This is a genomic window from Isoptericola dokdonensis DS-3, from assembly GCF_001636295.1.
In the GTDB taxonomy this organism is placed as follows: domain Bacteria; phylum Actinomycetota; class Actinomycetes; order Actinomycetales; family Cellulomonadaceae; genus Isoptericola; species Isoptericola dokdonensis.
This window is the reverse complement of the sequence record NZ_CP014209.1, coordinates 3,644,171-3,669,629: the sequence shown is the minus strand read 5'-3', so window position 1 is coordinate 3,669,629 and position 25,459 is coordinate 3,644,171. Positions and strand designations below refer to the sequence as shown.

General features: G+C 74.3%; 19 protein-coding genes. 12 read left to right on the top strand and 7 right to left on the bottom strand.

All coding sequences use genetic code 11. The features are described 5' to 3' along the window. The first annotated feature begins 65 nt into the window (after positions 1–65). The 5 genes from I598_RS16695 (at position 66) to I598_RS16675 (ending at position 5,658) form a co-directional block, all read left to right on the top strand. Positions 66–1,241, top strand: coding sequence for a glycerophosphoryl diester phosphodiesterase membrane domain-containing protein (locus I598_RS16695; protein WP_068204333.1), 1,176 nt, complete (start codon positions 66–68; stop codon positions 1,239–1,241). Further along, positions 1,238–1,903: a DUF4129 domain-containing protein gene (locus tag I598_RS16690; RefSeq protein WP_232314207.1), complete on the top strand. Its 666-nt coding sequence runs from the start codon at positions 1,238–1,240 to the stop codon at positions 1,901–1,903. Before I598_RS16695 ends, I598_RS16690 begins: the two co-directional genes overlap by 4 nt. Continuing rightward, on the top strand, positions 1,900–3,117 hold the full coding sequence (locus tag I598_RS16685) for a DUF4350 domain-containing protein (RefSeq protein ID WP_068204330.1): 1,218 nt from the start codon (positions 1,900–1,902) through the stop codon (positions 3,115–3,117). The genes I598_RS16690 and I598_RS16685 overlap by 4 nt, the downstream gene beginning before the upstream one ends. Positions 3,118–3,254: 137 nt before the next feature. After that, complete coding sequence (locus I598_RS16680) at positions 3,255–4,286, top strand: AAA family ATPase (RefSeq protein WP_068205393.1); 1,032 nt, start codon at positions 3,255–3,257, stop codon at positions 4,284–4,286. Position 4,287: 1 nt separating this feature from the next. After that, positions 4,288–5,658 carry a DUF58 domain-containing protein gene (locus tag I598_RS16675; protein WP_068204328.1) on the top strand — a complete coding sequence of 457 codons (1,371 nt, stop codon included), beginning with the start codon at positions 4,288–4,290 and terminating at the stop codon, positions 5,656–5,658. A 49-nt stretch (positions 5,659–5,707) separates the two neighbouring features. Here the strand turns inward: I598_RS16675 and I598_RS16670 are convergent, their stop codons facing one another. Then, entirely contained in the window at positions 5,708–6,697 is a 990-nt protein-coding gene (locus I598_RS16670) for a stage II sporulation protein M (protein WP_068204325.1), read from the bottom strand. Between the two features lie 86 nt (positions 6,698–6,783). On the opposite strand from I598_RS16670, the gene I598_RS16665 reads away from it, so the two are divergent. Beyond that, positions 6,784–7,602 (top strand): RDD family protein, encoded by an 819-nt coding sequence (locus I598_RS16665; RefSeq protein WP_068204322.1) that lies wholly within the window; start codon positions 6,784–6,786, stop codon positions 7,600–7,602. 57 nt (positions 7,603–7,659) lie between these two features. Beyond that, a complete protein-coding gene (locus tag I598_RS16660) occupies positions 7,660–8,082 on the top strand; it encodes a hypothetical protein (protein ID WP_068204319.1) in 423 nt (140 codons plus the stop codon). Positions 8,083–8,160: 78 nt separating this feature from the next. Here the strand turns inward: I598_RS16660 and ahcY are convergent, their stop codons facing one another. From ahcY to I598_RS16645, 3 genes are all read right to left on the bottom strand, one after another. Further along, complete coding sequence (gene ahcY / locus I598_RS16655; RefSeq protein ID WP_068204316.1) at positions 8,161–9,690, bottom strand: adenosylhomocysteinase; 1,530 nt, start codon at positions 9,688–9,690, stop codon at positions 8,161–8,163. Between the two features lie 179 nt (positions 9,691–9,869). Further along, entirely contained in the window at positions 9,870–10,478 is a 609-nt protein-coding gene (locus I598_RS16650; protein ID WP_068204315.1) for a sunset domain-containing protein, read from the bottom strand. 89 nt (positions 10,479–10,567) lie between these two features. Next, positions 10,568–11,878 carry an immunoglobulin domain-containing protein gene (locus I598_RS16645; protein ID WP_157557283.1) on the bottom strand — a complete coding sequence of 437 codons (1,311 nt, stop codon included), beginning with the start codon at positions 11,876–11,878 and terminating at the stop codon, positions 10,568–10,570. A gap of 289 nt (positions 11,879–12,167) precedes the next feature. Here I598_RS16645 and I598_RS16640 point away from each other — a divergent pair, with 289 nt between their 5' ends. From I598_RS16640 to I598_RS16620, 5 genes are all read left to right on the top strand, one after another. Next, positions 12,168–13,448 (top strand): acyltransferase family protein, encoded by a 1,281-nt coding sequence (locus tag I598_RS16640; RefSeq protein ID WP_068204310.1) that lies wholly within the window; start codon positions 12,168–12,170, stop codon positions 13,446–13,448. Positions 13,449–13,683: 235 nt separating this feature from the next. Then, positions 13,684–14,814, top strand: coding sequence for a quaternary amine ABC transporter ATP-binding protein (locus tag I598_RS16635; protein WP_068204308.1), 1,131 nt, complete (start codon positions 13,684–13,686; stop codon positions 14,812–14,814). Beyond that, on the top strand, positions 14,811–15,695 hold the full coding sequence (locus I598_RS16630) for an ABC transporter permease (RefSeq protein ID WP_068204307.1): 885 nt from the start codon (positions 14,811–14,813) through the stop codon (positions 15,693–15,695). Before I598_RS16635 ends, I598_RS16630 begins: the two co-directional genes overlap by 4 nt. 86 nt (positions 15,696–15,781) lie before the next feature. Continuing rightward, positions 15,782–16,708, top strand: a complete 927-nt coding sequence (locus I598_RS16625) for a glycine betaine ABC transporter substrate-binding protein (RefSeq protein ID WP_068204305.1) — start codon at positions 15,782–15,784, stop codon at positions 16,706–16,708. A gap of 173 nt (positions 16,709–16,881) precedes the next feature. After that, positions 16,882–18,768: a gamma-glutamyltransferase family protein gene (locus I598_RS16620; RefSeq protein ID WP_068204304.1), complete on the top strand. Its 1,887-nt coding sequence runs from the start codon at positions 16,882–16,884 to the stop codon at positions 18,766–18,768. Positions 18,769–18,873: 105 nt separating this feature from the next. Here I598_RS16620 and I598_RS16615 read toward each other — a convergent pair whose 3' ends face one another. The 3 genes from I598_RS16615 to I598_RS16605 form a co-directional block, all read right to left on the bottom strand. Beyond that, complete coding sequence (locus I598_RS16615) at positions 18,874–20,412, bottom strand: LicD family protein (protein ID WP_068204301.1); 1,539 nt, start codon at positions 20,410–20,412, stop codon at positions 18,874–18,876. Between the two features lies 1 nt (position 20,413). Further along, entirely contained in the window at positions 20,414–23,887 is a 3,474-nt protein-coding gene (locus I598_RS16610; RefSeq protein WP_068204299.1) for a bifunctional glycosyltransferase/CDP-glycerol:glycerophosphate glycerophosphotransferase, read from the bottom strand. A 139-nt stretch (positions 23,888–24,026) separates the two neighbouring features. Next, positions 24,027–25,283 carry a hypothetical protein gene (locus I598_RS16605; protein ID WP_068204298.1) on the bottom strand — a complete coding sequence of 419 codons (1,257 nt, stop codon included), beginning with the start codon at positions 25,281–25,283 and terminating at the stop codon, positions 24,027–24,029. Between the last annotated feature and the right edge of the window lie 176 nt (positions 25,284–25,459).

The following is a 25,459-nucleotide window of genomic DNA, read 5'->3' as shown; positions in this document are numbered from 1 at the left end:
CGCAGGTGGCGAGACGATAGGGTCGTGGCGGCATCATTCGTCCACCGGCGCCTCAGGGAGGCCGCATGAGCACGCCCGACCAGCCGACCCCGCCCGCGGGCTGGGGGGACGCGCCGCGCCCGCCCGCGCCCGAGCAGGGACGGTACGGGCAGGGGCAGTACGGGCAGGGCAGGTACGGGGCTCCCGCTCCGCAGGGCGGCCCGACGCCGCCGCCCGGGTCGCCGTACCCGCCGTCCCCGTACGGGCCCGCCGCCGCCAAGCCCGGCATCGTGCCCCTGCGACCGCTCTCGCTCGGCGAGGTGTTCGACGGCGCGTTCGGTGCCGTCCGGCACAACCCCGCCGTGGTGCTGGGCCTGGTCACGATCGTCGTGGCCGTCGCCACGCTGCTCGCCACGCTGCTCGCCCAGCTCGCGGTGCCGTGGTTCGCCGGCCTGTTCGGGGACCTCGCCGGCCAGCCCGGCACGGAGCTCCTGGCCCCCGACGTCGGGATGCTGTCCCAGCTGATGGCCGTCTCCGGCGCCCTGTCGCTCACCCTGCTCTTCGCCCAGCCCGTCGCCGAGGGCATCGTGACGGTCTCGGTCAGCCAGTCCGTCGTGGGCCGCAAGCTCACCCCCGGCGAGGTGTGGACCCGGCTGCGGCCCCGCCTCGGCGTGCTCATCGGCTGGATGCTGCTGCGGACGGTGGTCCTCACCGTCGGGCTGAGCGTCGTCCTGGTCGCCGCCGTGCTCCTCACCGCCGGCGTCGGCGAGGCCACCGGGTCCGTGGTCGTCACGGTGCTCGTCGGGCTCGCGCTGGCCGTCGGCGCGGTCGCGCTCGTCCTGTGGCTGATGGTCCGGCTCGTGCTGGTCGTGCCCGCCCTCGTCCTCGAGGGTGCGCGGCTCGGCGCCACCATCGCGCGGGCCTGGCGTCTGACGCGGCAGAACTTCTGGCGGATCCTCGGCACCTACCTGCTCGCGAGCATCATCGCCGGCCTCGTCGGCCAGGTGGTCGGCTACCCGCTGGGCATGGTCGGCATGGCCATCGACGGCGGGTCCTTCGGCTGGGGCTTCCTGCTCACCACGATCGTCGCCTCCGTCGTGGCGACCCTCGTGGTGATCGTCTTCGTCTCCGGCGTGGTCGCGCTCGTCTACACCGACGTCCGGATGCGGCGCGAGGGTCTCGACGTCGCGCTCGCCCGGGCCGCCGCGCGCGCCGCGCAGCCCTCGACCGGGACGGTCCCGCCGACGGCGACGAGCCTGTGACGTCCGGGGCCGCCCCGACGACCCTGGCCGCCCTCGCGTCCGAGGTCCCGGTGGACCCGGACCGCCCGACGGCGACCCGGTGGCTCACCGAGGAGCTGGCGAGGCCGGAGTACGCGCAGGACGAGTCGCTGCTCATGCGGCTGATCGACTGGTTCGTCGGGCTGTTCGACGGCCTCGAGGGCAGCCTGGTCTGGTCGACCCCGGTCGCGGTGGCGGTCGTGGTCGTCCTGGCCGCGGTGATCGCCGTCGCGTGGTGGCTCACCGGCCCCGTCCGACTGCGCCGGCGCCGGCGCGCCTCCTCCGTCGTCGTGCACGAGGACGACCCGCGCACGGCCGCCGAGATGCGGGCCGCCGCCGACGCCGCCGCGGCACGCGCCGACTGGGCGACCGCCGTGCTCGAACGCTTCCGGGCGGTCGTGCGGGAGCTCGAGGAGCGCGTCGTCCTCGACGAGCGGCCGGGCCGCACCGCGGTCGAGGCCGCCGTCGCGGGCGGCGAGCGGCTGCCCGGCCTCGCGGACCCCCTGCACGCTGCTGCCGCCCTGTTCGACGGCGTCTGCTACGGCCGTCTCCCAGCAGGTCCGCGCGACGACGACACGCTGCGCCGGCTCGACGAGCAGGTACGCGCCGCCAGCCCGGCACCCGCCCCGGCGGTCGTGGCATGAGCGCGCCCGCCGTCCCCACGCGGACCTGGACGAGCACCCCCCAGGACCGCGTGCCCGACGCCGAGCGCGCCTCCCGGCGTCGCCGCTCCGTCGGCTGGTTCACCGTCGGCCTCGTCGCGCTCGCCCTGACGGTGCTCGTGCTGGCCGTCTCCCGGCCGCCCGGCTCGTCGATCCCCTTCGACCCCGACAACGACGGCCCGGAGGGCGGGCGCGCCCTCGCCCAGGTGCTCGGCGACCAGGGCGTCGAGGTCGAGCACGTCACGACCGTCGCCGACGCCGTCGAGGCCGCCGGGCCGGGCAGCACCCTGCTCGTCGCGCCCGCCCCGCTGATGGTGACGGAGCAGGCCGAGGCCCTGGCCACCGTCGGCGCGGACGTCGTCCTCGCCGGACCGGGGCGCGACCTCGCGGACGCCCTCACCGGGGGCGCCGTGCTGCCGGACGCGTGGGGCACCGCCCCGACGACCCTCGAACCGGCCTGCGACCTCCCCGCCGCCGTCGCCGCCGGCACCGTGCGCCTGGAGACCGGGCTGGTGGCGTCCGCGCCCGGCGTCACGACCTGCTGGACCGACGACGACGGCGCGGCGGCCCTCGCAGCGCTGACGGTCGACGGCCGGGAGGTCACGGTCGTGCACGACCCGTCCCTCCTGCGCAACGACTCCGTGCTCGTCGAGGGGGCGGGCACGCTGGCGCTGCACCTGCTCGGCGCGCACGACCGCCTCGTCTGGCTGGTCCAGGACCCCACCGACCTCTCGGCGATCGACGACCCGGCGGAACCCGGCCAGGTCGAGCCCGAGGCCGGCGACGTGGTCCCGCGGTGGCTCGCCGCCGTGCTGGGCTGGGCCGCGCTCGTGGCCGTCGTGGCCGCGGTGTGGCGCGGACGACGCCTCGGCCCGCTGGTCGCCGAGGACCTGCCCGTGGTCGTCCCGGCCGCCGAGTCGACACGTGGTCGCGCCCGCCTGTACCGCCGGGCGCGCGCCCGCGGCCACGGCGGCGCCGCCCTGCGCGCCTCGACGGCCGACCAGATCGCCCGCCGCCTCGGCGTCCCCCGGTCCGCGGACCGGACGACCTTCGTCGACGCCGTCGCCCGCGCCACCGGGCACGACCCGCTCGAGGTCGACGCCCTGCTCTACGGCCCACCACCCGCCGACGACGCCGAGCTGGTCGAGCTCGCGCGCCGACTCGACATCCTGGAGAGCGAGGTCCACCGATCGTGACCCACCCCGACGAGAACCTGCCCGCACCGACACCCCCCGGCGCCCCGGCACCCGACGGACTCCCTGCCGTGGCGCCGACGGCGCCCGCCGTCGCTGCGGCACCGACCGCCCAGGACACCGGGTCTGTACCCGACCCCGTGAGCGACCGGCCGGCGCCCGACGCGCAGGGGGCGCCCGCCCCCACCGCGGCGGCCCCGCCGTCGGAGCCCGCGCAGCCGACGCTGGAGCTGCGCCGTGCGCTCGCCGCCGTCCGCACCGAGGTCGGCAAGGCCGTCGTCGGGCAGGACTCCGCGGTGACGAGCCTGCTCATCGCGCTGCTCTGCTCGGGGCACGTGCTGCTGGAGGGCGTGCCCGGCGTCGCCAAGACGTTGCTCGTGCGCTCCCTCGCGGCCGCGCTGGACCTCGACTTCAAGCGGGTGCAGTTCACCCCGGACCTCATGCCCGGCGACGTCACCGGCTCGCTGGTGTACGACGCGCGCTCCGCGGAGTTCTCCTTCCGGCAGGGGCCGGTGTTCACCAACCTGCTGCTGGCCGACGAGATCAACCGCACCCCGCCCAAGACCCAGGCGTCCCTGCTGGAGGCCATGGAGGAGCGCCAGGTGTCGGTGGACGGCTCGCCGCGCCCGCTGCCGGAGCCGTTCCTCGTCATCGCCACGCAGAACCCCGTCGAGCACGAGGGCACCTACCCGCTGCCGGAGGCGCAGCTCGACCGGTTCCTGCTCAAGGTGCTGCTGCCCCTGCCGGAACGGGACGCCGAGGTCGAGGTGCTGGCGCGGCACGCCGCCGGGTTCGACCCTCGCGACCTGGCCGCGGCCGGGGTCGGCGCCGTCGCCGACGGTGCCACGCTGGCCCGCGCCCGGGCGGAGGTCCGCCGCGTCGAGGTCGCCCCCGAGGTGCTCGGGTACGCCGTCGACGTGTGCCGCGCGACCCGGCAGTCGCCGTCGCTCCAGCTCGGCGTCTCGCCCCGCGGCGCGACGTCGCTGCTCGCCGCGGCCCGCGCCTGGGCCTGGCTGTCGGGACGGATGTTCGTCACCCCGGACGACGTCAAGGCGCTCGCCTTCCCGGCCTTGCGCCACCGCGTCCAGCTGCGCCCCGAGGCGGAGCTGGAGGGCGTCACGGCCGAGTCGGTGCTGGGCACCGTCCTGGCCACCGTCCCGGTCCCCCGCTGACGTGGCCCTGACCTGGAGGGCGGTCGCCCTCGCCGCGCTCGGCGTGCTCCCGGTCGCCGTGTGGCCGGTGCCGGGGACGGCCCTCGCATGGGGGCTGCTCGTCGTGGCGGCGTGCGCCCTGGACGTGCTGCTCGCCGCGTCGCCTCAGCAGGTGACCGTCCAGCGGTCGGTCCCGACGTCGGCGCGCGTCGGCACGCCGACGGCCTCGACGCTGGTCGTGACGCACACCGGGGCGCGGCGGCTGCGCGGCCGGGTCCGCGACGCGTGGCCGCCGTCGCTGGCCACGGACCGCGTCGAGGGCGGTCTGACGCCCCACACCGACCCCGCGGCCGTCACCGCCACCGCCCGGCACGACGTCGACCTGCCGCCCGGCGGGTCGGTGCGGCTGCGCACCCCGCTGCTGCCGACCCGCCGCGGGCAACGGCTCGCGGGCCCGGTGACGGTCCGCACGACCGGTCCCCTGGGTCTGGCGGGACGCCAGCGCTCCCTGCCCGCCGGCGGCGCCCTGCGCGTCCTGCCCGAGTTCGCGTCCCGACGTCACCTGCCGAGCCGCCTCGCCCGACTGCGCGAGATGGACGGCCGCGCCGCGGTCCAGGTGCGCGGCGAGGGCACCGAGTTCGACTCCCTGCGCGAGTACGTCGTCGGCGACGACGTCCGCTCCATCGACTGGCGCGCCACAGCCCGCGGCGGCGACGTCGTCGTGCGCACGTGGCGCCCGGAGCGCGACCGCCGGGTCGTCGTCGTGCTGGACACGGGCCGCACCTCCGCGGCCCGCATCGGGCTCCTCGACGACGGTTCGGTCAACACCGGGGGCACCCGGCTCGAGGCGAGCATCGAGGCCGCGCTGCTGCTCGGGGCGCTGGCCGACCGCGCGGGCGACCGGGTGCAGGTGCTGGCCTACGACCGGGCCGTGCGGGCGCAGGTCGCCGGCGCCGCCGGGCCGCGGCTGCTCCCGGCGATGGCCGAGTCGCTGGCCACGGTCGACCCCGTGCTGCTGGAGACCGACTGGCCCGGCCTCGTCGCCCAGGTGCGCTCCCGCGTCTCCCAGCGCTCCCTCGTGGTGCTCCTGACCTCGCTCGACCCCGCCGCCGTGGAGACCGGCCTGCTGCCCGTGGTCGACCTCCTCACGGGCACCCACCAGGTCGTCGTCGCCGCCGTCGCGGACGCGGAGATGGCGACCATGCGCCGCGACCGGGGCGACTCCGAGGAGGTGTACACGGCCGCGGCGGCGGCGCGCGCCGACCTGGAGCGGTCGGCCGTCGCGGCGGTGCTGCGCCGGCACGGTGCCGAGGTGGTCGAGGCGCTGCCGGCACAGCTCGCCCCACGGCTCGCCGACACCTACCTCGCGCTCAAGGCGGCCGGGCGGCTCTGACGGCCCGCGCCCGCCGCCCGGTGTCGGCCCACGCGCCGGCGCCGGACGCTCAGCCCGCGGTCGGCAGGACGACGCCCGCCCGGTCGGCGTCGAGGTCGCCGGTCTCCCCCGCCCGGACCGCGCGCCGACCGAGCACCAGGAAGTACGCGAGGAACGCCCCGAGCGCGAGCGCCCCGATGACGATCTTCAGCCACCACGGCAGCGTCGATCCGGTGACGAAGCCCTCGACGACGCCGGACAGCGCCAGCGCCCCCACGAGGCCGACGGCCACGGTGATCAGCGAGCGTGCTTCCGCCGCGAGCGCCACCGAGCGTCGTCGCGGTCCGGGAGCGACCCAGGCCCAGAAGATCCGCAGCCCCGCGGCCCCCGCCACGAAGATGCTCGTCAGCTCCAGCAGCCCGTGGGGGGTGATGAGCTGGAGGAAGAGCGAGAGCTCGCCGTGGGCGGCCATCATGCCGCCGATGCCGCCGATGGAGACGGCGTTGGTGTACAGCACGTAGACGGGGCCGACGCCGGTGATGCCGAGCCCGATCATCAGCGCGGCGATCCACGCGTTGTTCGTCCACACCATCGCCGCGAACGACAGTTTCGGGTCGTAGTAGGACGCGAAGGCCTGCTGGACGTACTGCTCCTGCTCCGAGGGCGTGCCCATCGCGGCGAGCGCGGCCGGGTCGGTGGCGACCTGCACCCCCACCACGACCGCGACGGCGAGGAACGCGACGGTCACGGCGAGCGTCCACCAGCGGATCCGGTACAGCGCGACCGGGACGGTGACGAGCGCGAACCGGGTCACGTCGCTCCAGCCTGGCTCGTGCGCCCCGGAGATGCGGGTCCTGGCCCGGGCCAGCAGGTCCGACAGCCGGGCGACCGTGACCGGGTCGGGGGCGGCCGACCGGACGGTCGACAGGTGGGTCGCGACCGCCTGGTAGAGACGGACCAGCTCGTCCGACTCCGCACCGTCGAGGCGGCGGCGGCGCACGAGCTCCTCGAGGCGTCGCCACTCGGGTCCGTGCACGGTGCTGAAGGCGTCCAGGTCCACGAGCGATACCCTGCCACAGGTGCCCCTGCGACCGGGGCACCGGGTCGCCCCGGACGGGTGCGGCCTGCGACGACAGCGGAGGCGCGGTGCACCAGGGAATCGTCATCGGCGAGGGCGTCGTCCTCGAGACCCGGCCCGCGTCGTTCGCGACCCGCGCCGTCGGCGCACTGGTCGACGTGGTGGTCGTGGGGGTCCTCGCCCTGGTCGTGCTGTACATGGTCTCCGGCTCGTCGCTGGTGCTCGACCAGCAGTGGGGCCGGACGCTGTCGATCGCCCTGGCCGTGGCGCTGCTGGTCGTCCTGCCGGTGACCGTCGAGACGCTGTCGCGCGGGCGGTCGACGGGCAAGCTCGTCATGGGGCTGCGCGTCGTGCGGGACGACGGCGGTCCTGTCCGGTTCCGGCACGCGCTGGTGCGGGCGCTCGTGGGGGTGTTCGAGCTGTGGCTGACCTTCGGCTCGGTGGCGGTGATCGCGTCGCTGTCGAACGCGAAGGGCAAGCGGCTGGGTGACCTGCTGGCCGGGACGTACGCGGTGCGCGTCCGCAGCTCGCGCGGGTGGACGACGCCGCTGGTGCTGGCGCCCGGGCTGGAGACCTGGGTGCGGGGCGCGGACATCCGCCGGCTGCCGGACGGCCTCGCGCTCGAGGTGCGGCAGGTGCTCGACCGGGCGCCCCGCCTGTCACCGGCGTCGCGGCGTCATCTCACCGACACCCTGGCGGGCCAGGTCGAGGCGTACGTGGCACCCGGCCCGCCGCCCGGGACGTCCGCGGAGACCTTCCTCCACGCCGTCCTGCACGAGCGGCGGGAGCGTGAGCTGGTGCGCGGCGAGGTCGAGCGGGACCGCGCCGCCGCGCAGGCCGCCGTCCTGCACCGGCTCCCCTACGCGGTCCCCGACCCGCGGGACTGACGTCCATCCGCTGAGAGCCTGCTGAAGAGATCCTCGATGCACCCTAGGCTGGGTGCCATGCGCAACCATCTGCTCCGCGGCGGGGCCCTGCTGTCCGCCGCCGCCCTGACCTTCACCCTGGCCGCCTGTTCCGGCGACGACGAGAGCACGGCGGCGTTCTGCGACACCTTCGCCTCGCTCGAGGCCCAGACCGGCGACATGGGCTCGATCATGTCCGGCGAGCCGGACGCCGCCGTCGAGAAGCTCGAGTCGATCTCCGCCGAGCTCGACGCCGTCGAGCCGCCGGCCGAGATCGAGGAGTCGTTCGGTGTGTTCGCCGACGCCTTCCGCGGCATGGCCGAGGTCATGGGCGACGCCCTGACCGACCCCGCGAACGCCGACCAGGAGGCGCTCACCGAGGCCACCGAGCGGATGACGAACGAGGAGTTCGGCCAGGCCACGACCGAGCTCGACGCGTTCACCCAGGAGAACTGCTCCTGAGCCGACGACGCCCCCTGCCGCGACTCGCGGCAGGGGGCGTCGTCCGTCCCGGACCGGCGGGGCGCCGGCCTCGGGACCTCAGTACCGGTAGTGCTCGGGCTTGTACGGCCCCTCGACGGGCACACCCAGGTAGTCGGCCTGCGACGGGCTCAGCGCGGTGAGCCGGACGCCGAGGGCGTCGAGGTGGAGGCGGGCGACCTTCTCGTCCAGCACCTTGGGCAGGCGGTAGACCTGGCGCTCGTACTGCCGCTCCTCGGCGGGGCGGGCCATGTCGGCGAACAGCTCGAGCTGACCGATGACCTGGTTCGCGAACGAGTTCGACATGACGAACGACGGGTGGCCGGTCGCGTTGCCCAGGTTGAGCAGGCGACCCTCCGACAGCACGATGATCGACCGCTCGGCACGGCCCTCGCCCGCCGGGAGCGTCCACTCGTGGACCTGCGGCTTGATCTCGGTCTTGACGACGCCCGGCACGCCCTCGAGGCCCGCCATGTCGATCTCGTTGTCGAAGTGGCCGATGTTGCCCACGACGGCCTTGTCCTTCATGGCGAGCATGTGCTCGACCCGCACGACGTCCTTGTTGCCCGTCGTGGTGATGAAGAAGTCCGCCTCGCCGACGACGTCCTCCAGGCGCGCGACCTGGAAGCCGTCCATCGCCGCCTGGAGGGCGCAGATCGGGTCCACCTCGGACACGATGACACGCGCACCCTGGCCGCGGAACGCCTCGGCGGCGCCCTTGCCGACGTCGCCGTAGCCCGCGACGAACGCGACCTTGCCACCGATGAGGATGTCGGTGGCGCGGTTGATGCCGTCGGGCAGCGAGTGGCGGATGCCGTACTTGTTGTCGAACTTCGACTTCGTCACCGAGTCGTTGACGTTGATCGCCGGGAACAGCAGCTCGCCCGCCTCCGCGAGGTGGTAGAGGCGGTGCACGCCCGTCGTGGTCTCCTCGGTGACGCCACCGAGCTGCTGGGCGATGCCCGTCCAGCGCAGCGGGTCCGACTCCAGGGCACGACGCAGGACGCTGCGCACCACGTTCATCTCGTGGGTGTGGTCCGGCTCGCCGGGCAGGGTGTCCGGCGGCACGATGCCCGCGCGCTCGTACTGCAGGCCCAGGTGGACCAGCATCGTCGCGTCCCCGCCGTCGTCGAGGATGAGGTTCGGCCCCTCGTCGCCCGGCCACACGAGGATCTGCTCGGTGCAGTCCCAGTACTCCTCCAGCGACTCGCCCTTCCAGGCGAACACCGGCACGCCCTGCGGCGCCTCCGGGGTGCCGTGCGGTCCGACGACGACCGCCGCGGCGGCCTCGTCCTGCGTGGAGAAGATGTTGCAGCTCGCCCAGCGCACCTGCGCGCCGAGGGCGACCAGCGTCTCGATGAGCACCGCCGTCTGCACGGTCATGTGCAGCGACCCGGCGATGCGGGCGCCCGCCAGCGGCTGCGCCGCACCGAACTCCTCGCGCAGCGCCATGAGGCCCGGCATCTCGTGCTCCGCGAGCCGGATCTGGTGGCGGCCGGCCTCGGCCAGCGCGAGCGAGCGGACCTTGTGCTGCCCGAGGACCTCGTCGAATCCGGGCGTGGTCGCGGGTGCCGACGTGGTGTCGGTCATGGGTGCCCTCCTGGGACGTCGTCGTGTCGTGTCGCGCACTGGGGGCTCCCGTCGGCGCACGCCGCGCCGTGGGCGCGGACCCCTCCAGGGTAGTCCGCCCACGTACCCGACGGCGGCCCCGGGTGGGACGGTGAAGGGCCGGCGCCCGCAGGCACCGGCCCTTCACCCGACCGGGGAGGTCAGCCGTTCTTCGAGGCCCGGTAGCCCGCGTTGACCGCCGCGGACTCCGTGGTGAAGCACTCCTCGGGGTTGGTCACGTCGTACCAGCGGCCGCCGGGCACGTGGTAGATGCCCGACTGGTTGCCCTTGATCGGGGCCCAGCCCGGGCAGTCGTCCACGTTGATCGGGGCGGTGCTCGAGGGACGCTTGCCCTTCTTCACGACGAGCGTCTGGGTGCGGGTCTTCGTCTTGACACCGCCCAGCGCCTGCCGTGTCACCGAGTCGTACCGCTGGAAGCGGACCTTGGTCGTCACCTTGTACGTGCCCGGCGCCAGCCTCGCCTTCTTCGCCTTCTTCACGACCGTCTTGCCGGTCGACTTCTTCTTCACCGTGAGCGTCTTGGACTTCACGGACACCACGCCGACGACGGCGACGCGCGGCTTGACCGTCGCCTTGCCACCGTACGGGGCGCGCTTCGTGGGGATCTTCTTGATCGTCACCTTCGGGACGACCTTCTTGGCGGCCACCGTCGTGCTCACGGGGGCCGCGGTCGCGGAGGTGGCGGTCACGGCGAGCGACCCGCCGGACAGCAGGGCGCCGATGGTGACGGCGGCGAGGAGTTTGCGCATGGTGGTGCTCCGGGTCGTGGCCGCGCTGCGGCCGGGTGGGTGGGCTGTGCCGCACCGGGTCGGTGCGGCACAGCCCGAGGATCGGACGGTCAGTTCAGCCCGTCGATGTACTGCGTCGTGAAGCCGTACTCCGACGAACCACTGATGTCGGTGATCGACCAGATGCCGCCACGGGCGCCTGCCGTCGGCACGACCGCGTCGATCAGGACCTGGCCGCAGCCATCCGCGTCGGCGCCGAGGTCATACTCCTCGCCGTCGTACCAGACGCCGCCGGCCCGGTACTCGGAGTAGAGGTCCCAGTAGGGGGTCTCCGAGGTGTCGCCGCCGGTCGAGCAGGCACTGACCAGGGCGTACACCTCGCTGAAACCGCCACCGAGGTCTTCCCTCTCGGTCGGTGTGACGACCTGCAGCCAGTAGTTGCCCAGGTAGATGGTGTCGGCAGGGTAGGGCTCTGCCTCGACCGAGTCGACCAAGAGCATGGCCTCGGCGCTGGTGGCGGTACCGGCAGCGTTCCGGACGACCACGCGGTACTCGGCGAGGGTGTCCACCGAACGGGCGGTGAAGGAGAGCGTCGAGGAGGTGCGACCCGTGAGATTGCGCCACGAGTCGTCGCTCTGGCCGCGACGCTGCCACTGGTAGCTCAGGTTGCTGCCGGTGGCACCGACGCTGAACCGCACGGTCTGGCCCGCCAGGAGGTAGTCACCCTGCGGCTGGCTCGTGATCCGGGGCGCCGCCATCGTCACGGTGGACGTCTTGGCGCTGACCCGGGTCTTCGTCGTGTAACCGGCGCGCTTGCCGGTGACGCGGACGGTGAGCTTGTCGCCACGCTGCGCGGCCGTCAGCTTGAAGGAGGTGCCGGTGGCGCCGGAGATCGCGCGGCCGTCGGCGTACCACCGGTAGGAGTAGCTGCTCGGGGCAGGCTTCCAGGTGCCGCGGGTGACCTTGAGGGTGGACCCGACCTTCGCGGAGCCGAAGATCTTCGGCGTCACGGTGGCGAAGGTGCCGGCGGCGACGGTCTTCTTCGCGCTCTTGCGCACGACCTTGGCGTGGCCGGGACGCTTGCCGGTGACGACGAGCTGCACCTTCTTGCCCTGGTGCTTCGCCTTCGGGGTGAAGTACTTGCCGGTCCCGGCCTTCGAGCCGGCGACCTTCCAGACGTAGGTGAGCCTCGTGCCGGACGTCCAGGAGCCGCTCTTGGCCTTGAGCCGGTTGCCGACCTTGGCCGTGCCCGAGATCGAGGGCGTCGACTTCGAGGCGGCCACGACCTGGACGGCCGCGACGGTGGGCGTGGCGCCGACGGTGGCCGTGGCGGAGGTCGCCGCGAGGCCGGACGTGACGAGCGTCGCGGCGGTGAGCGCCGCGACGAGCCTCGCGCGCACGCGCGCGCGAGAGGACAGCATGATCTGCAAGAGATCCTCCGGTGGGAAGGGCGGGTGCCCGACGGGGACGTCGTGACCGCGGAGCGGGTGCTCGCCTCGGTGCGGGCCGCTCGGGACCCTGTACGTCGTCGTGGGGAAAGGCTAGCCGCGACGGCGGACAGCGCTGTCCAGTTCGGGCCTCCGACCAGCGATTTCACCCGCCCTGGCCGGAGAGATCACACGAGGGCGGGCCGCCGGTGGGGGTTCGTCCGGTCCGTCCCGGAGCACCGCGGCGGGACCGTTATCGATTCGTGATCTATGGTGGATCGGGATGCTGCAGACGAGAACACCGACGACGCCCCCGCTCACCCCCGCGCCCGCCACCGGGGCGACCACCGCCGCGACGCCGCGGCTGCACCTGCTGGACGTGCTGCGCTTCGGCGCCGCGGCCGCCGTCGTCGTCTACCACTTCACGGCCACGCCGACGGCGTCGCAGTACTGGGGGCAGGACGTCACCGTCCTGTTCGACGGGCTCAACCAGGTCACCCGCTACGGCTGGCTGGCCGTCGAGGCGTTCTTCGTCATCAGCGGGTTCGCCATCCTGTGGAGCGCGCAGGGTCGCACGGTGCCGCAGTTCGTCGGGTCTCGCGCGGGGCGCCTCTATCCCGCCCTGTGGGCCTGCGTCCTGGCCACGGCCGCCCTGCAGGCCTTCTGGACGGACGGACGCCACCTGAGCTGGGCGGAGACGCTGGCCAACCTCACGATGGCCCCCGACCTGTTCGGGGCCGAGCTGTCGCAGGTCGTCTACTGGACGCTGCTGGTCGAGCTGAAGTTCTACGTGCTGGTCGGGCTGCTGCTCGCGTTCGGCCCGATCACCCGGAGCCGAGCCCTCGGGCTCGCCCTGGGCTGGCCCGCGGCGGGGATCGTGCTGCGCGCTCTCGGCTACCCGGAGCTGGCGGAGCACTTCGTGGTGCGGCACGCCGTGTACTTCGGCATCGGGATGGTGCTCTTCCTGCTCTGGCAGGACGCCCGCGACCGGCGCGCGGGCCACGCACCGGACCGGCGGGCGATCACCGCGACCCTCGCCTCCCTCGGCGCCCTGCTCGCGCTCGCCACGACACGCGTCGCGGAGTCGGCCCACGCCGCCTCGTCGCTGCAGGGCGTGGACGTCGACCCGTGGGTGTCGCTCGGCGTCTTCGGTGCGTGCGTGGCGGCGATCTGGGCGTCGACCAGGCCCTGGGCGGGCCTGCGGCACGCCGGGGCGGCGCGCGCCGCGGTCACGGCCGGCGCGCTCACCTATCCCCTCTACCTGGTGCACACCCAGTTCGGCTGGGCGGTCACGCAGTGGCTCACCCGGGCGGGCGTCGGCACCGCCGTCACCCTCGCGGCGGCGACGGCCGCGAGCCTGGGGCTCGCCGTCGCGATCCACCGGGCCGTCGAACGCCCGGCGCACCGGCCGCTGCGCCGGGCGACGACGGCCGCCTGCGAGCGCCTCGCGGAGCGGCAGCGTGCCCGGGTCGGCCGGGCCTCCCACCCTGCGCACGTGACGCAAGCCACAGCAATCCTTGGCCCTGAGGTGATGGCCGTCACCCCGCAGGTCACGCTACGGTAACGATTCTCCCGCTGCTCGACCGTTCCTCGACCCCCCGTGAGCCGCAGGACCATGCGCTTGACACGCCCATGACCGACCGATCGGCGGCGGTGGCGCTGCCCTACCGGTTCGTTGCAGGGTGTTGGGGCTCCCTCGACGCGCCTCGCCGTCCGACGGCGCACGGCGCATCCCGCGCCGTGCCGCGCGACAGGCGAGTGCCCTGTCACCGACACGGAAGGCGGCGAGTCCTGCCCACATGGCAGCCGACCCCAGCACCACCGTTCCCCCCACCACCCGACCGACGACCACCCCGACACCCGCGGTCTCCGTCCGCGACGTCTACAAGGTCTTCGGGCCCCGCCCCGCCCAGGCCGTCGAGCGCCTGCGGGCCGGCGAGCACCGCGACGAGCTGAAGAAGCTCGGCACGGCCGCCGTCATCGACGCGACGTTCGACGTCGCCCCCGGCGAGATCTTCGTCGTCATGGGACTGTCCGGCTCGGGCAAGTCCACCCTCATCCGCATGCTCAACGGCCTGTGGACGCCCACGGCCGGCACCGTGCAGGTCGGCGACGCCGACCTGGGCAGCGTCGGCCGCAAGCAGCTGCGTGCCGTGCGCCGCGAGCACGTCTCCATGGTGTTCCAGCACTTCGCGCTCCTGCCGCACCGCACCGTGCTCGACAACGCGGCCTACCCCCTGGAGATCCAGGGCGTGCGACCGGACGAGCGCCGTGAGCGGGCCCGCGCCGCACTCGACCTCGTCGGCCTGTCCGGCTGGCAGAACTCCGTGCCCGGGCAGCTCTCCGGCGGCATGCAGCAGCGCGTCGGCCTCGCCCGAGCCCTGGCCGCCGACACCGACGTCCTGCTCATGGACGAGGCGTTCAGCGCCCTCGACCCGCTGATCCGCACCGAGATGCAGGACCAGCTCCTCGACCTGCAGCACCGGCTCGGCAAGACGGTCGTGTTCATCACCCACGACCTCAACGAGGCCATGCACCTCGGGGACCGCATCGCCATCATGCGCGACGGCCGCATCGACCAGATCGGCACGCCGACGCAGATCCTCGACGCCCCCGCCAACGAGTACGTCGCGCAGTTCGTCGCGGACGTCGACCGGTCCCGCGTCATCACGGCGGCCGCCGCCATGACCGCGCTGGGTGACGTCCCCGGCGGCGCGGCCGAGATCGCCGACTCCCCCACCGTCACCGAGGGGACCACCCTCGCCGACGCGCTCGCCCCCCTCGCCGACGCCGACGGCCCGCTGCGGGTCGTGGGCGACGACGGCGCCACGGTGGGCGTGCTCGCCGCCGACGACGTCGTGTCCGCGATGGCCCAGCCGGGCGGCACCGCCGCACCGGACGCCGCCCCGACGGAAGGAGGCCGCGCATGATCCACGCCGCCGCCGACACCGGTACCTTCGTCCCCCGCCTGCCGATCGGCGAGTGGGTCGACACGGCCGTCGACTGGGTCACCGCGACGTTCGACCCCGTCTTCGACGGGATCCGCTCGATCCTCGAGACCCTCTACGAGAGCCTCGAGTGGGTGCTCGTCACGCCACCGTTCGCCGTCGTCGCCCTCGTGCTCGCCGCCCTGGCGTTCTGGGCGAAGGGCTGGAAGCTGGGCCTCGGCACCCTGGTCGGGTTCGTCGTCATCGCCGGCGTCGACCAGTGGACGACCGCGATGGAGACCCTGGCGCTCGTGCTGCTCGCCACGGTCGTCGCCCTGCTCCTGGGGATCCCGCTGGGCATCTGGGCGGCGCGGGACGACCGGGTCTCCCGCGTCGTGCGACCCGTGCTCGACTTCATGCAGACGATGCCCGCCTTCGTCTACCTCATCCCCACGGTCGTCATCTTCCTCACGGGCCCCGTGCCGGGCCTCGTGGCGACCGTCGCGTTCGCCATCGCCCCGGGCGTCCGGCTCACCGAGCTGGGCATCCGCCAGGTCGACACCGAGGTGGTGGAGGCAGGTCGCGCGTTCGGCGCCACCGACGGCCGCATCCTGCGCCAGATCCAGGTGCCGCTCGCACTGCCCACGATCATGGCCGGCGTCAACCAGGTCATCCTGCTGTCGCTGTCGATGGTCGTCGTCGCCGGGCTCGTCGGAGCCCCCGGCCTGGGGGCGGAGGTCGTCGCGAGCTTCCAGCGCATCGACGTCGCGCTCGGCGCCGAGGCAGGCCTCGCCGTCGTCCTCCTGGCGATCTACCTCGACCGCGTGACCTCCGCGCTGGCCGACCGGGCTCCCGTGGCCCGCGCCCTGGCCGCCGCCCGCTGACCCCGCCCGGACCTGCGCAGCCGGCCCGCCGGCGCGCCGCTCCGGCACACCCCTGAACCATCACCCCCACCGGAAGGACGATTCCTGTGCACACCCGTCGACGCACCCTGCGCCGCACCCTCGCCCTCGGCTCGGCCGTCGCGCTGACCGCCACCCTCGCCTCCTGCGCCACCGACGAGCCCGAGGAGGCCGCCGCCGGCGCCACCGGCGAGGACGAGACCGAGATCTCCATCGGCATCCCGTCCGGCTGGGACGAGGGCATCGCCGTGTCCCACCTGTGGACCGCGATCCTGGAGGACGCCGGCTACGAGGTCGAGTCCCAGACGGCCGACGTCGGCGTCGTCTACACCGGCCTCGCCGGCGGCGAGTTCGACGTCACCTTCGACGTCTGGCTGCCCTACACCCACGCCTCCTACGAGGAGGAGTACGGCGACCAGGTGACCGACCTCGGCGTCTGGTACGACCAGGCCAAGCTGACCATCGCTGTCAACGAGGACTCCCCCGCGCAGACCATCGGCGACCTCGCCGAGATGTCCGACGAGTACGGCAACAAGCTCGTCGGCATCGAGGCGGGCGCCGGTCTCACCCAGATCACCCAGGACGAGGTCATCCCGACCTACGGCCTGGAGGGCATGGACTACGCCGTCTCCTCCACCCCGGCGATGCTCGCCGAGCTGAAGTCCGCCACCGACGCCGGCGAGAACGTCGCCGTCACCCTGTGGCGTCCGCACTGGGCCTACGACGAGTTCCCCGTCCGCGACCTGGAGGACCCCGAGGGCACGCTCGGCGAGGCCGAGGAGATCCACATGTGGGGCACCTCCGACTTCGCGGACCGCTACCCGCAGCTCGCCGGCTGGCTCGCCGAGTTCACCCTCACCGACGAGCAGCTGTTCTCGCTGGAGAACATGATGTTCAACGACGAGGCGTACGCCGACGACCCCGAGGCCGCCGTGGACGCGTGGCTCGAGGCCAACCCCGACTTCGCGAGCGAGGTCACCGGCGGCACGCTCTGACGCGACCGCTCCTCGACGGGCGGCGGACCGGTGCACCCGGCCCGCCGCCCGTCGTCGTCCCAGGACCGGCCCAGAACGTTGCGCTGGGCTATCAGTACGCTCGTCGGCTGTACCGTGTCGGATGCCCGGGCCCCGCCGCCCTGGACGACCGCCCGTCCGAAGGAGTGTGACCAGTGACGTTCAGCCCGCCCCACGCCCACCTCACCCGCCCCGACCTGCGCGGCACGACCGGCATGGCCGCCGCCACGCACTGGCTCGCCGCCGCGAGCGCCCAGTCGGTGCTGGAGCGCGGCGGGAACGCGTTCGACGCCGCCGCGGCGGGCGCGTTCGTGCTGCACGTCGTCGAGCCGCACCTCAACGGACCGGGCGGGGACCTCGTGGCGGTCTTCGCGACCGCCGAGGAGCCCGGCCGCCCGCGCGTCCTCGACGGGCAGGGTCCCGCACCGGCGGGCGCGACGATCGAGCACTACCGCGACGTCGAGGGGCTGGACCTCGTGCCCGGCTCCGGCGCGCTGGCCGCCGCCGTCCCCGGCGCCGTCGACGCCTGGCTGACGCTGCTGCGCGACCACGGCACCTGGTCCCTCGCCGACGTCCTCGCGCCCGCCGTCGGGTACGCGCGGGACGGGCACCCCGTGCTGGCCGCCGTGTGCCGCACGGTCGCCGGCGTCGCCGACCTGTTCGCCGAGCACTGGCCCACCTCCGCCGCGCGATGGATGCCCGACGGACGCCTGCCGCAGCCGGGCGACCTGCTCACCGACCTCGCGTACGCCGATCTCCTGGACGGGCTCGCGGAGGCGGAGCGGGTCGCGCTGGCCGACGGCGGGACCCGCTCCGACGGCATCGACGCCGCCCGCGCCCGCTGGGCCGACGTCGTCGGACGGGCGGTCGAGGAGTTCGTCGCGACCCCGCACCGGCACAGCGACGGGCGCGACCACGCCGGCGTGCTCACCGCCGCCGACGTCGCCGCCTACGAGGCCCGCTACGAGGACGCCGTCACGGTGGAGTTCCGCGGGCACACCGTCGCGAAGTCCGGCGCCTGGGGGCAGGGCCCCGCGCTGCTCCAGGCGCTGACGATCCTCGACGGGTACGACGACGCGCACCTGGACCCCGCGACCACCACCGGCGCCCACACCGTGCTGGAGGCGCTCAAGCTGGCGCTGGCCGACCGGGACGCCTGGTACGGCGACGCCGACGTCCCCCTCGACGTCCTGCTGTCCCCGCAGTACGCCGCCGCCCGGCGCGCGCTCGTCACCGACGTCGCGTCGGCGGAGGTGCGACCCGGCGAGGTCCCCGGCCGCGCCACCCCGTCGCTCCCGCCGCTGCGCACCACCTACGCCACCGACGCCCCCGCCGGCTCGCTGCCCGGCGCACCCGCCGGTGGGTCGGCCGCCGGCGTCGGCGAGCCGACCGTCCAGCTCGCGCCCGCCGTCGTGGCCGGCGACGGGCTGGAGACCGACGCCTCGGGCCGCACGCGCGGCGACACCTGCCACCTCGACGTCGTGGACCGGTGGGGCAACATGGTCAGCGCCACGCCGTCCGGCGGCTGGCTGCAGTCCTCCCCCACCGTGCCCGGCCTCGGGTTCTGCCTCGGCACCCGGCTCCAGATGACGTGGCTCGACGACGCCTCGCCCTCCCGGCTCGCCCCCGGCCGCCGGCCGCGCACCACCCTCACGCCCACCCTCGTGCTGCGCGACGGGCAGCCCGTGCTCGCCTGCGGCTCCCCCGGCGGCGACCAGCAGGACCAGTGGCAGCTCCCCTTCCTGCTGCGGGTCCTCGTCGGCGGCTACACCCCGCAGCAGGCGATCGACGCCCCCACCCTGCACACCACCTCCGCCGTCGGCTCGTTCTGGCCGCGCACCTGGACGCCCGGCGGCGCCGTCGTCGAGGACCGCCTCGGCGCCGACGTCCTGGCCGGGCTCGCCGAGCGCGGGCACGTGCTCACCCTCGCCGGGGACTGGGCCCTCGGACGGCTCACCGCCGTCACCCGCGACCCCGCCACCGGCGTGCTCGGGGCCGCCGCCAACTCCCGCGGGGAGCAGGGGTACGCCGTCGGGCGGTGAGAGCCCGGTGGCAACCCGGTGACAGCGGGTGGCGAACGTTCCGACAGCGGAGGCCCGGCCCGCAGGACGTCCTGCGGACCGGGCCTCCGGTCGGTGCGACGACGCTCAGCCGTCGAGGCGCCACGGCCAGTCGTAGAACGGGTCCGCCACGGACCAGCCCTCGCCGTACCGCTCCGCGAGGAACGCCTCCGGGTCGGCCGGGCCGAGGAACCGTCGGCCCCTGAGCGTCAGCGGGGCCGGCGGCACGACCACGGACGCGGGGATCGTGCGCAGCCTCATGCCCTCCATGTGCAGGGTGAGCCGCTCCCCGTCCACGAACAGCGGGAAGACGTCCACGTGCAGGCCCGTCGACGGGTCGTGCAGGTGGAAGTTCGTGTAGGTGTTCGGCCGGGACACCTTCCAGCCCGCCTCGCGCAGGTCGGACCGCAGCTTCTCCAGCACCGGCTCGGCAGCGGCCCGATCCGGGACGTCGAGCGGCACCATGAGGTCCACGTCGTCGTCGTGCGCCAGGAAGTCGCCCTCGCGCACGGCTCCGAGCAGCGTCCCGTAGGCGAGCATCGTCGGGTACCCCAGGCCGCCGAGCAGCGCGGACGCCCGCTCGATCGTGTCGAGGTACTGCTCCGACTGCTTGCGCAGCCCGCTCTGGTCCACGATGCCGTGACGCGAGAGCACCGCTTCCGGGGTACCGACCACCGCGCCCGCCGCGTTGACCTCGCCCGTCAGCCGCTCCAGGCGCGCGCGGGTGCGCAGCTGCAGGTGGAACGTGCGGATCGACGTCGCCGTGGCCGGGACGCGGAGCCGCTCCGCGGCGAGCACGTGCCCCAGCAGCGCCCAGTCGTCGGCGCCGAGGTCACGACCCTCCACGGGTTCCAGCGGCACCAGGGACACCAGCAGCCGCTGCTCGACCGGGTCGGTCGTGAGCAGACCCTCCCGGGCACGGGCCGCCAGCGCCGCGACGACGGCCTCGCGCGTCGCCGACGCCGTCGCCACCGCGTCGAGGTCGGTCTTCGGCACACCGATCCCGGTCAGCCTCTCGAGCAGTGCCAGCGTGCGCCGCACGACCCGGTCGGAGTCCACCGTGACCACGGTGCCGTACCGTCCGGCGCCGTCCGCGACCGCGACCGTCAGGCGCCGGTTGCGGTGGCCGAAGCCGTCGAGCCTGTTGTAGACCCGCACCTCGTCGACGGCCACCGGTACGTCGAACCCGACCCGCCACCAGGGACCGGTCTCCTTCGCCGTCCGGATCCCGCCGAGCGCGAAGGGCGACCGGTCGTCCTTCGTCGTGTCCGAGCTCTGCTCGACGCGTCCTCCCGCCGCCACCGGGTCGATGCGACGACCGGCGCGGTACAGCTCGACGCCGCGCAGGTCGATCTGGCCCGCCTCCTGCGGGGGCAGGAACAGCCGCACCTCGCGCACCGGGCCGGGGACCGGGACCGAGAGATGGTTGGCGGCGATCCCGCCGAAGTAGCCGAGGGACGGCAGGAGCGCCACCGTGCCGGGCAGGTCCGCGAGAGCGCTGGGCTCGCGGACCGCCGGCGCCCCGGCCGCCAGGTCGGCGCCCCCCCGTTCCTCGTCGGGGACCTCCCCGGTGCGCAGCACGTGGACCGCCAGCGCGATCCGGGACCTCAGGTTCCGAGCAGGCATGTCAGGACTCCGTCGTCGAGAGGATGCGCGCGACGACGCGCGACGCCGCCGCGCCGTCGTCGTGGGGGGCGAACTCCGCGACGAAGGCGTCGTAGGCGCCACCGTGCGCGGCCCAGTAGTCGGCGCGCAGCGCCTCCACCAGCGACTCCGTGCTGTCGCACAGGGGGCCGGGCGCCAGGTCGGCCAGGTCACGGTAGAACCCGCGGGTCGTCCCCGCGTACGCCTCGAGGTCCGGCACGAGGAAGTAGATCGGGCGACGCAGCACCGCGTAGTCGAACATGATCGACGAGTAGTCGGTGACCAGGGCGTCCGAGGCGAGCATCAGCTCGTTGACGTCCGGGTGGCGCGTCACGTCGATCACCGAGCCCGGCAGGGTCGTCGTCGACCCGGCCGTGTTCGAGTGGCCGCGGTAGAGGACGACCGTGCCCGCGGGGAGCTGCTCCGCGTCCAGGTACGAGACCCTCCCGTACCCCGACGTCGCCGTCCGCAGGTTGTCGCGCCACGTCGGCGCGTACAGCACGACGTGGGCGTCCGGGGACAGACCGAGCGCCGCACGGACGCGGTCCCGGGTGCCCTCCGCGGCGGCGCCGACGAGGCTGTCGTTGCGGGGGTAGCCGGCGACGAGGACTTTGCCGTCGAATCCGAACGCCTCGGGGAAGATCTTCGCCGAGTAGTCGTTCTGCGCGAGCAGCAGGTCCCACCAGGCCGCCTCGCGCTCCATGAGTCGGCGGTACGTGATGGACAGGCTGGCGCCCGGCACGTGGTTGCCGATCCGCTTGAGCGGGGTGCCGTGCCACGTCTGGACGTAGAACTGCCCCGGGCGCTTCGCGAAGTACCAGGGCCAGTTGTTGTTGTTGACCAGGAGCCGCGCGACGGCCAGCGCCTCGAACCACGGCCCGGAGTACCGCAGCACCGGGGTCGCCCACTCCGGGACGGGCGTGCGCAGGTCCGCGACCGACCAGTACTGCGCGACGTCGGGACGTGTGCGGTGCAGCTCCCGGCTCAGCGCGAGCGGCGAGTCCCCGACGGTCCTGCCGTTGAACGCCTCGAACAGGGCGGCGTCACGCAGCGGCTCCGTGGAGGCCCGGTAGGCCTCGATGAGGAGCTCCTGGTGGCGGCGGCCCCGGGCGTCGTCCTCGAACGGGGGCCGCAGCGCGACCGCCAGGGCCGCCTTCGGCGAGGCGTTGACCTCGACGCGCAGGTCCGCGCCGTCACGCTCCACCGGGAGCTGCGACCACAGCGCCGTCGCGATGCGGGCCGGGCTGGTCACCTCCGCCGCGACCAGGCTCAGGGACAGCTGCGGACCCGACGGCATCGTGATGCCGTGCCGGTCCGTCAGCGGCACCACCACCCGGAACGTCCCGTCCGCGGCAGGCTCCACCGGCACCGGTGCCGTCTCGGTGCCACCGCCCACCAGCACGGCCGTGACCGGGCGGGCGACCGGGCCGGTCGTGCACCACCCGGACACCTCCAGCCCGTCCGCCGTGAGGCGCACGTCGTCGACCTGGGACACCACGGGCCCGGTCTCGAGCGTCACGTTGCCGTACTGGGACGACGACATCGCACCGAGGACACCACGCGGCGCGACCAACGTCGCCGACGACTGCGCCCACGACAGCCGGACCGTCTGCGTGGACCGCGCCCTGCGCATCGCGAACACCCAGGACCGCTCCTCGCCCAGCCACGGGCCGAGGTCGAGCTCGGCGAGGGTGCCGTCGTCCTGCGGGGTGAGCGTCGCCTCGACCGCCACGCCGTCGGAGGTCGCGAGCACCACCGCCTGGGCGGGGAGCCCGTCGAGGGTGAGCCGGACGCGCGTGCCGTCGAGCTCCGCCGCGTGCACGGGCACGCGGTTCGCGGTCAGGCGGCGCAGCACGAGACCGGAGTCGCTCTGCCGCTCCAGGCACCACCGACCGTCGTCGCCGAGCGCGTCGAAGACGGGCAGCCGCCCACGCCCCCGGTGGTCGGGCTTCGTGACCCGCCCGCTGCGCGTCCACCCGTCGACCGTCACCTCGACCTCGAAGGTGCAGCTGCGGCGCGACAGCAGGCCCAGGTCGAGGGTCGCGGTGAAGCCCGCCTGCGCGTGCTCGTTCCACGGGTCCTTCGCGAACGCGTCGATCGCGGGGTCGTCGTGCTGCTCGACGGCGGCCTCCACGCGGGAGCCGGCGTCGTCCACCGCGAACAGGCGGACCCGGACGTCGGAGTCCGCCGTCGTGGTGATGTTCGCGAGGTGTGCGCTGCCCTTCAGCACGAGCGTGCGGTCCTCGATGCGCACCAGGTCGGTGCGCATCCGGACCTCGGCGTCCACCTCCAGCGACGTGAGGACCTCGTCCGGGCGCAGGGACAGCCCCTCGAAGTACCGGTCGTGCACGACGCCGCGGCCGTCGACCACGTGCCCGGGGACCTTCCAGGTGCGCGACTCGCGCCGCTCCACGAGCGTGGCCAGGTCCTCGCGGTGCCCGTGGTAGGTCGCGGCCGCCAGGAGCCGGTCGGACACCGGGACGCCGGCCAGGACGTCGTACCCGACCTCGTCCAGGAAGTGCCGCACCCGGTCGCGCAGGAACTCCCAGTACTCGGCCGGGGTGCGGGGCACCTGCTCGTAGTAGAGGCGCATGTCGAAGCCGACCGTCTTGACCTGCCAGGCGCGCAGCAGGTCGGCGGGCGCGTCCTTCATCTCCTCGGCGAGCTCGTCGAGCATCGTCCAGCGGCCGACGAGGTCCTTCATCGTCGACTTCTGCTGCGTGATCGACGTGCCGTCGTCGCGGATGCGCCAGTGGCACACGACGTCGGGCAGGAGGTCGAACGTCCCGTGCAGGTAGGCGCGGGCGGCCGGGACCTGGTCCTCGTACAGGCCGTGCGGGAACTCGCGCACCACCCGGCGGAAGAACTCCGTGCGGTACAGCTTCGTCCACGCGAAGACGTTCTTCAGCACCTCGGGGTCGTCGGCGAAGCGCAGGCCACGGCGGGTCGTCGCGTGCAGCTTGCGCGCCCAGGGCGGCATGAAGCGGCCGTCCGACGTGTCACGCACCAGCGAGCCGACCGCGAAGTCCGAGCCGCTGATCACGAGCGAGCGCAGCATCGTCTCGATCGACGTCGGGGGGATCGTGTCGTCCGAGTCGACGAAGCAGATCATCTGGCCGCGGGCGTGCCGGGCACCCGTGTTCCGCGCCGCGCCGAGGCCCGCGTTCGCCTGCCGGACGATGCGGACGCGCCGGTCGCGGTCGGCGAAGCGCCGCGCCACGTCGATCGAGCGGTCCGGGGAGCCGTCGTCGACCACGACGACGTCCAGACGGCGGTGCGACTGGGCGAGGATCGACTCCAGGCACTCCGCGAGGTACTCCTCGACGTTGTACACCGGCACCACGACCGACACGAGCACCGACCGGCCCGCGGCACGGTGCTCCTTGACGGCCTCCCGGATCCTGGTCGGCAGGATCCGTCCGGCACGTCGGGCGGCCTTGTTGATGATCTCTTGCACCGTGCGCGTCCTCGATGTCCTCGGCGGGTGGCGGCGTGCCGGTCCTCGCGGCTCCTCGCCGCGTGCCCGCGCACCGGCGCTCAGGCTACCGGAGCGCCGCCGCGACCCACGAACACGTGCGCCCTGCGGGGAGGCGGGCTCAGGACAGGCCGTCGAGCCGCGCCAGCTCCTCGTCGTGGGCGGCGGCCGCGTCGAGGCACGCCTGCACGAACCGGGCGGTCGACGCACCGGGGGTGACGTCGCCCAGGTAGTACTCGACCAGCCTGCCCCGCTCCTCGCGGCGCGGGTCCTCGGTGGCCTCGCGGGCGAGCAGGTCGGCCACTCCCGGCAGGTCCACGACCCGCAGCCGGGGCACCAGGTCGAGCAGCGGCGTCGCGGCGACCCGGGCCCACGGGGCCGACACGTCGGTGACGACCAGCGGACGCAGCGTCGGCAGCCACTCCGTGGACGCCGCGGAGATGTCGCACACCAGCAGGTCGGCCTCGCCGAACGTCTCGACCAGCTCCCCGTCCGTCCGCACCCCGTGACCCGCGCCCGGGTCCTCGGCCGCGGCCCGCGCGACGACCGCGCGCACCTCGGCGTCGGCGTCCGCGGAGGCGACGGAACGCACCCCGCTGAGGGGATGGGGCCGGTACAGCAGGCGCAGCCGCGGGTCGCCGACGACGGCACGCGCCAGGTCGGGCCCGAGCACGTCGAGCGATCCGTACGCCACCGACGGGTTCGCGCCCTCCCACGTCGGGGCGTACAGGACGGTCGCCCGCCCGTCGCGGTGCGGCGCCGTCGTCAACGACAGCGCGTCGAGCTGGGGGCGCCCCACGGGCACGCACCGCCCGGTGGCGTCGAAGTACGGCAGGTTCCGGGCGAACCGGTCGACGGCGGCCCGGCCCGCCACGAACACCAGGTCGTAGGCCTTGTGCTGGTTCGACACCGAGACGGTCTTGTCGGAGTCGCCGTGCAGCAGGGAGACGTGCACGACCTGCGCGAAGCTCAGCATGGTGAAGTTCTGCTGGCTGTGGTTCACGTAGAGCGCGAGCCGGACGTCGCTGCCGGCGAGGATCTCGTCGAGCGTCGCGTGCCGCGCCACGACCACCACCCGCAGCGACGTCTCGGCGCGCAGCAGCCGAGCCGTGCGGGAGTCCCCCGCGATCACGACGAGCGGCATCCGGCCGTCGAGCGCCTCCAGGGCGTCGTACCACTGCCGGATCTGGTACATGCTCTGCGGCGGGTCGCCGAAGTACACCACGGCGCGGGCGTCCAGGGTGGTGCCCTGCAGCGCGTCGTCCTCCCCGAGACCGTCCGGCACGCCGCCGGGCAGCAGGCCGAGGCGACGGATCAGCCGGCCGCCCGACGAGCGGACCGTGCGTCGCAGCCCTGCGCCACGTGTCGGGTCGGTCATGCGTCCACCCTTCGCTGCCGGTCCCGACGACGTCGGGTGAGGTCGTCACATCATAGGAGCGCCGGCCCACCGGCGGACCCGTCCCGACCGACGGACACCTGTCCGTCCGATGGACGCGGTCGTCGGGCCGGTCAACTACAGTCGGAGCCGGGCGCCCCACGGCGCCGACCACGAGG

Bases quoted from the DNA above. Each gene is read 5' to 3' on its own strand.
- I598_RS16605 (WP_068204298.1), bottom strand. From the start codon at position 25,283: ATGACCGACCCGACACGTGGCGCAGGGCTGCGACGCACGGTCCGCTCG.
- I598_RS16615 (WP_068204301.1), bottom strand. From the start codon at position 20,412: ATGCCTGCTCGGAACCTGAGGTCCCGGATCGCGCTGGCGGTCCACGTG.
- I598_RS16640 (WP_068204310.1), top strand. From the start codon at position 12,168: ATGCTGCAGACGAGAACACCGACGACGCCCCCGCTCACCCCCGCGCCC.
- I598_RS16645 (WP_157557283.1), bottom strand. From the start codon at position 11,878: ATGCTGTCCTCTCGCGCGCGCGTGCGCGCGAGGCTCGTCGCGGCGCTC.
- I598_RS16660 (WP_068204319.1), top strand. From the start codon at position 7,660: ATGCGCAACCATCTGCTCCGCGGCGGGGCCCTGCTGTCCGCCGCCGCC.
- ahcY (WP_068204316.1), bottom strand. From the start codon at position 9,690: ATGACCGACACCACGTCGGCACCCGCGACCACGCCCGGATTCGACGAG.
- I598_RS16650 (WP_068204315.1), bottom strand. From the start codon at position 10,478: ATGCGCAAACTCCTCGCCGCCGTCACCATCGGCGCCCTGCTGTCCGGC.
- I598_RS16635 (WP_068204308.1), top strand. From the start codon at position 13,684: ATGGCAGCCGACCCCAGCACCACCGTTCCCCCCACCACCCGACCGACG.
- I598_RS16685 (WP_068204330.1), top strand. From the start codon at position 1,900: ATGAGCGCGCCCGCCGTCCCCACGCGGACCTGGACGAGCACCCCCCAG.
- I598_RS16630 (WP_068204307.1), top strand. From the start codon at position 14,811: ATGATCCACGCCGCCGCCGACACCGGTACCTTCGTCCCCCGCCTGCCG.
- I598_RS16695 (WP_068204333.1), top strand. From the start codon at position 66: ATGAGCACGCCCGACCAGCCGACCCCGCCCGCGGGCTGGGGGGACGCG.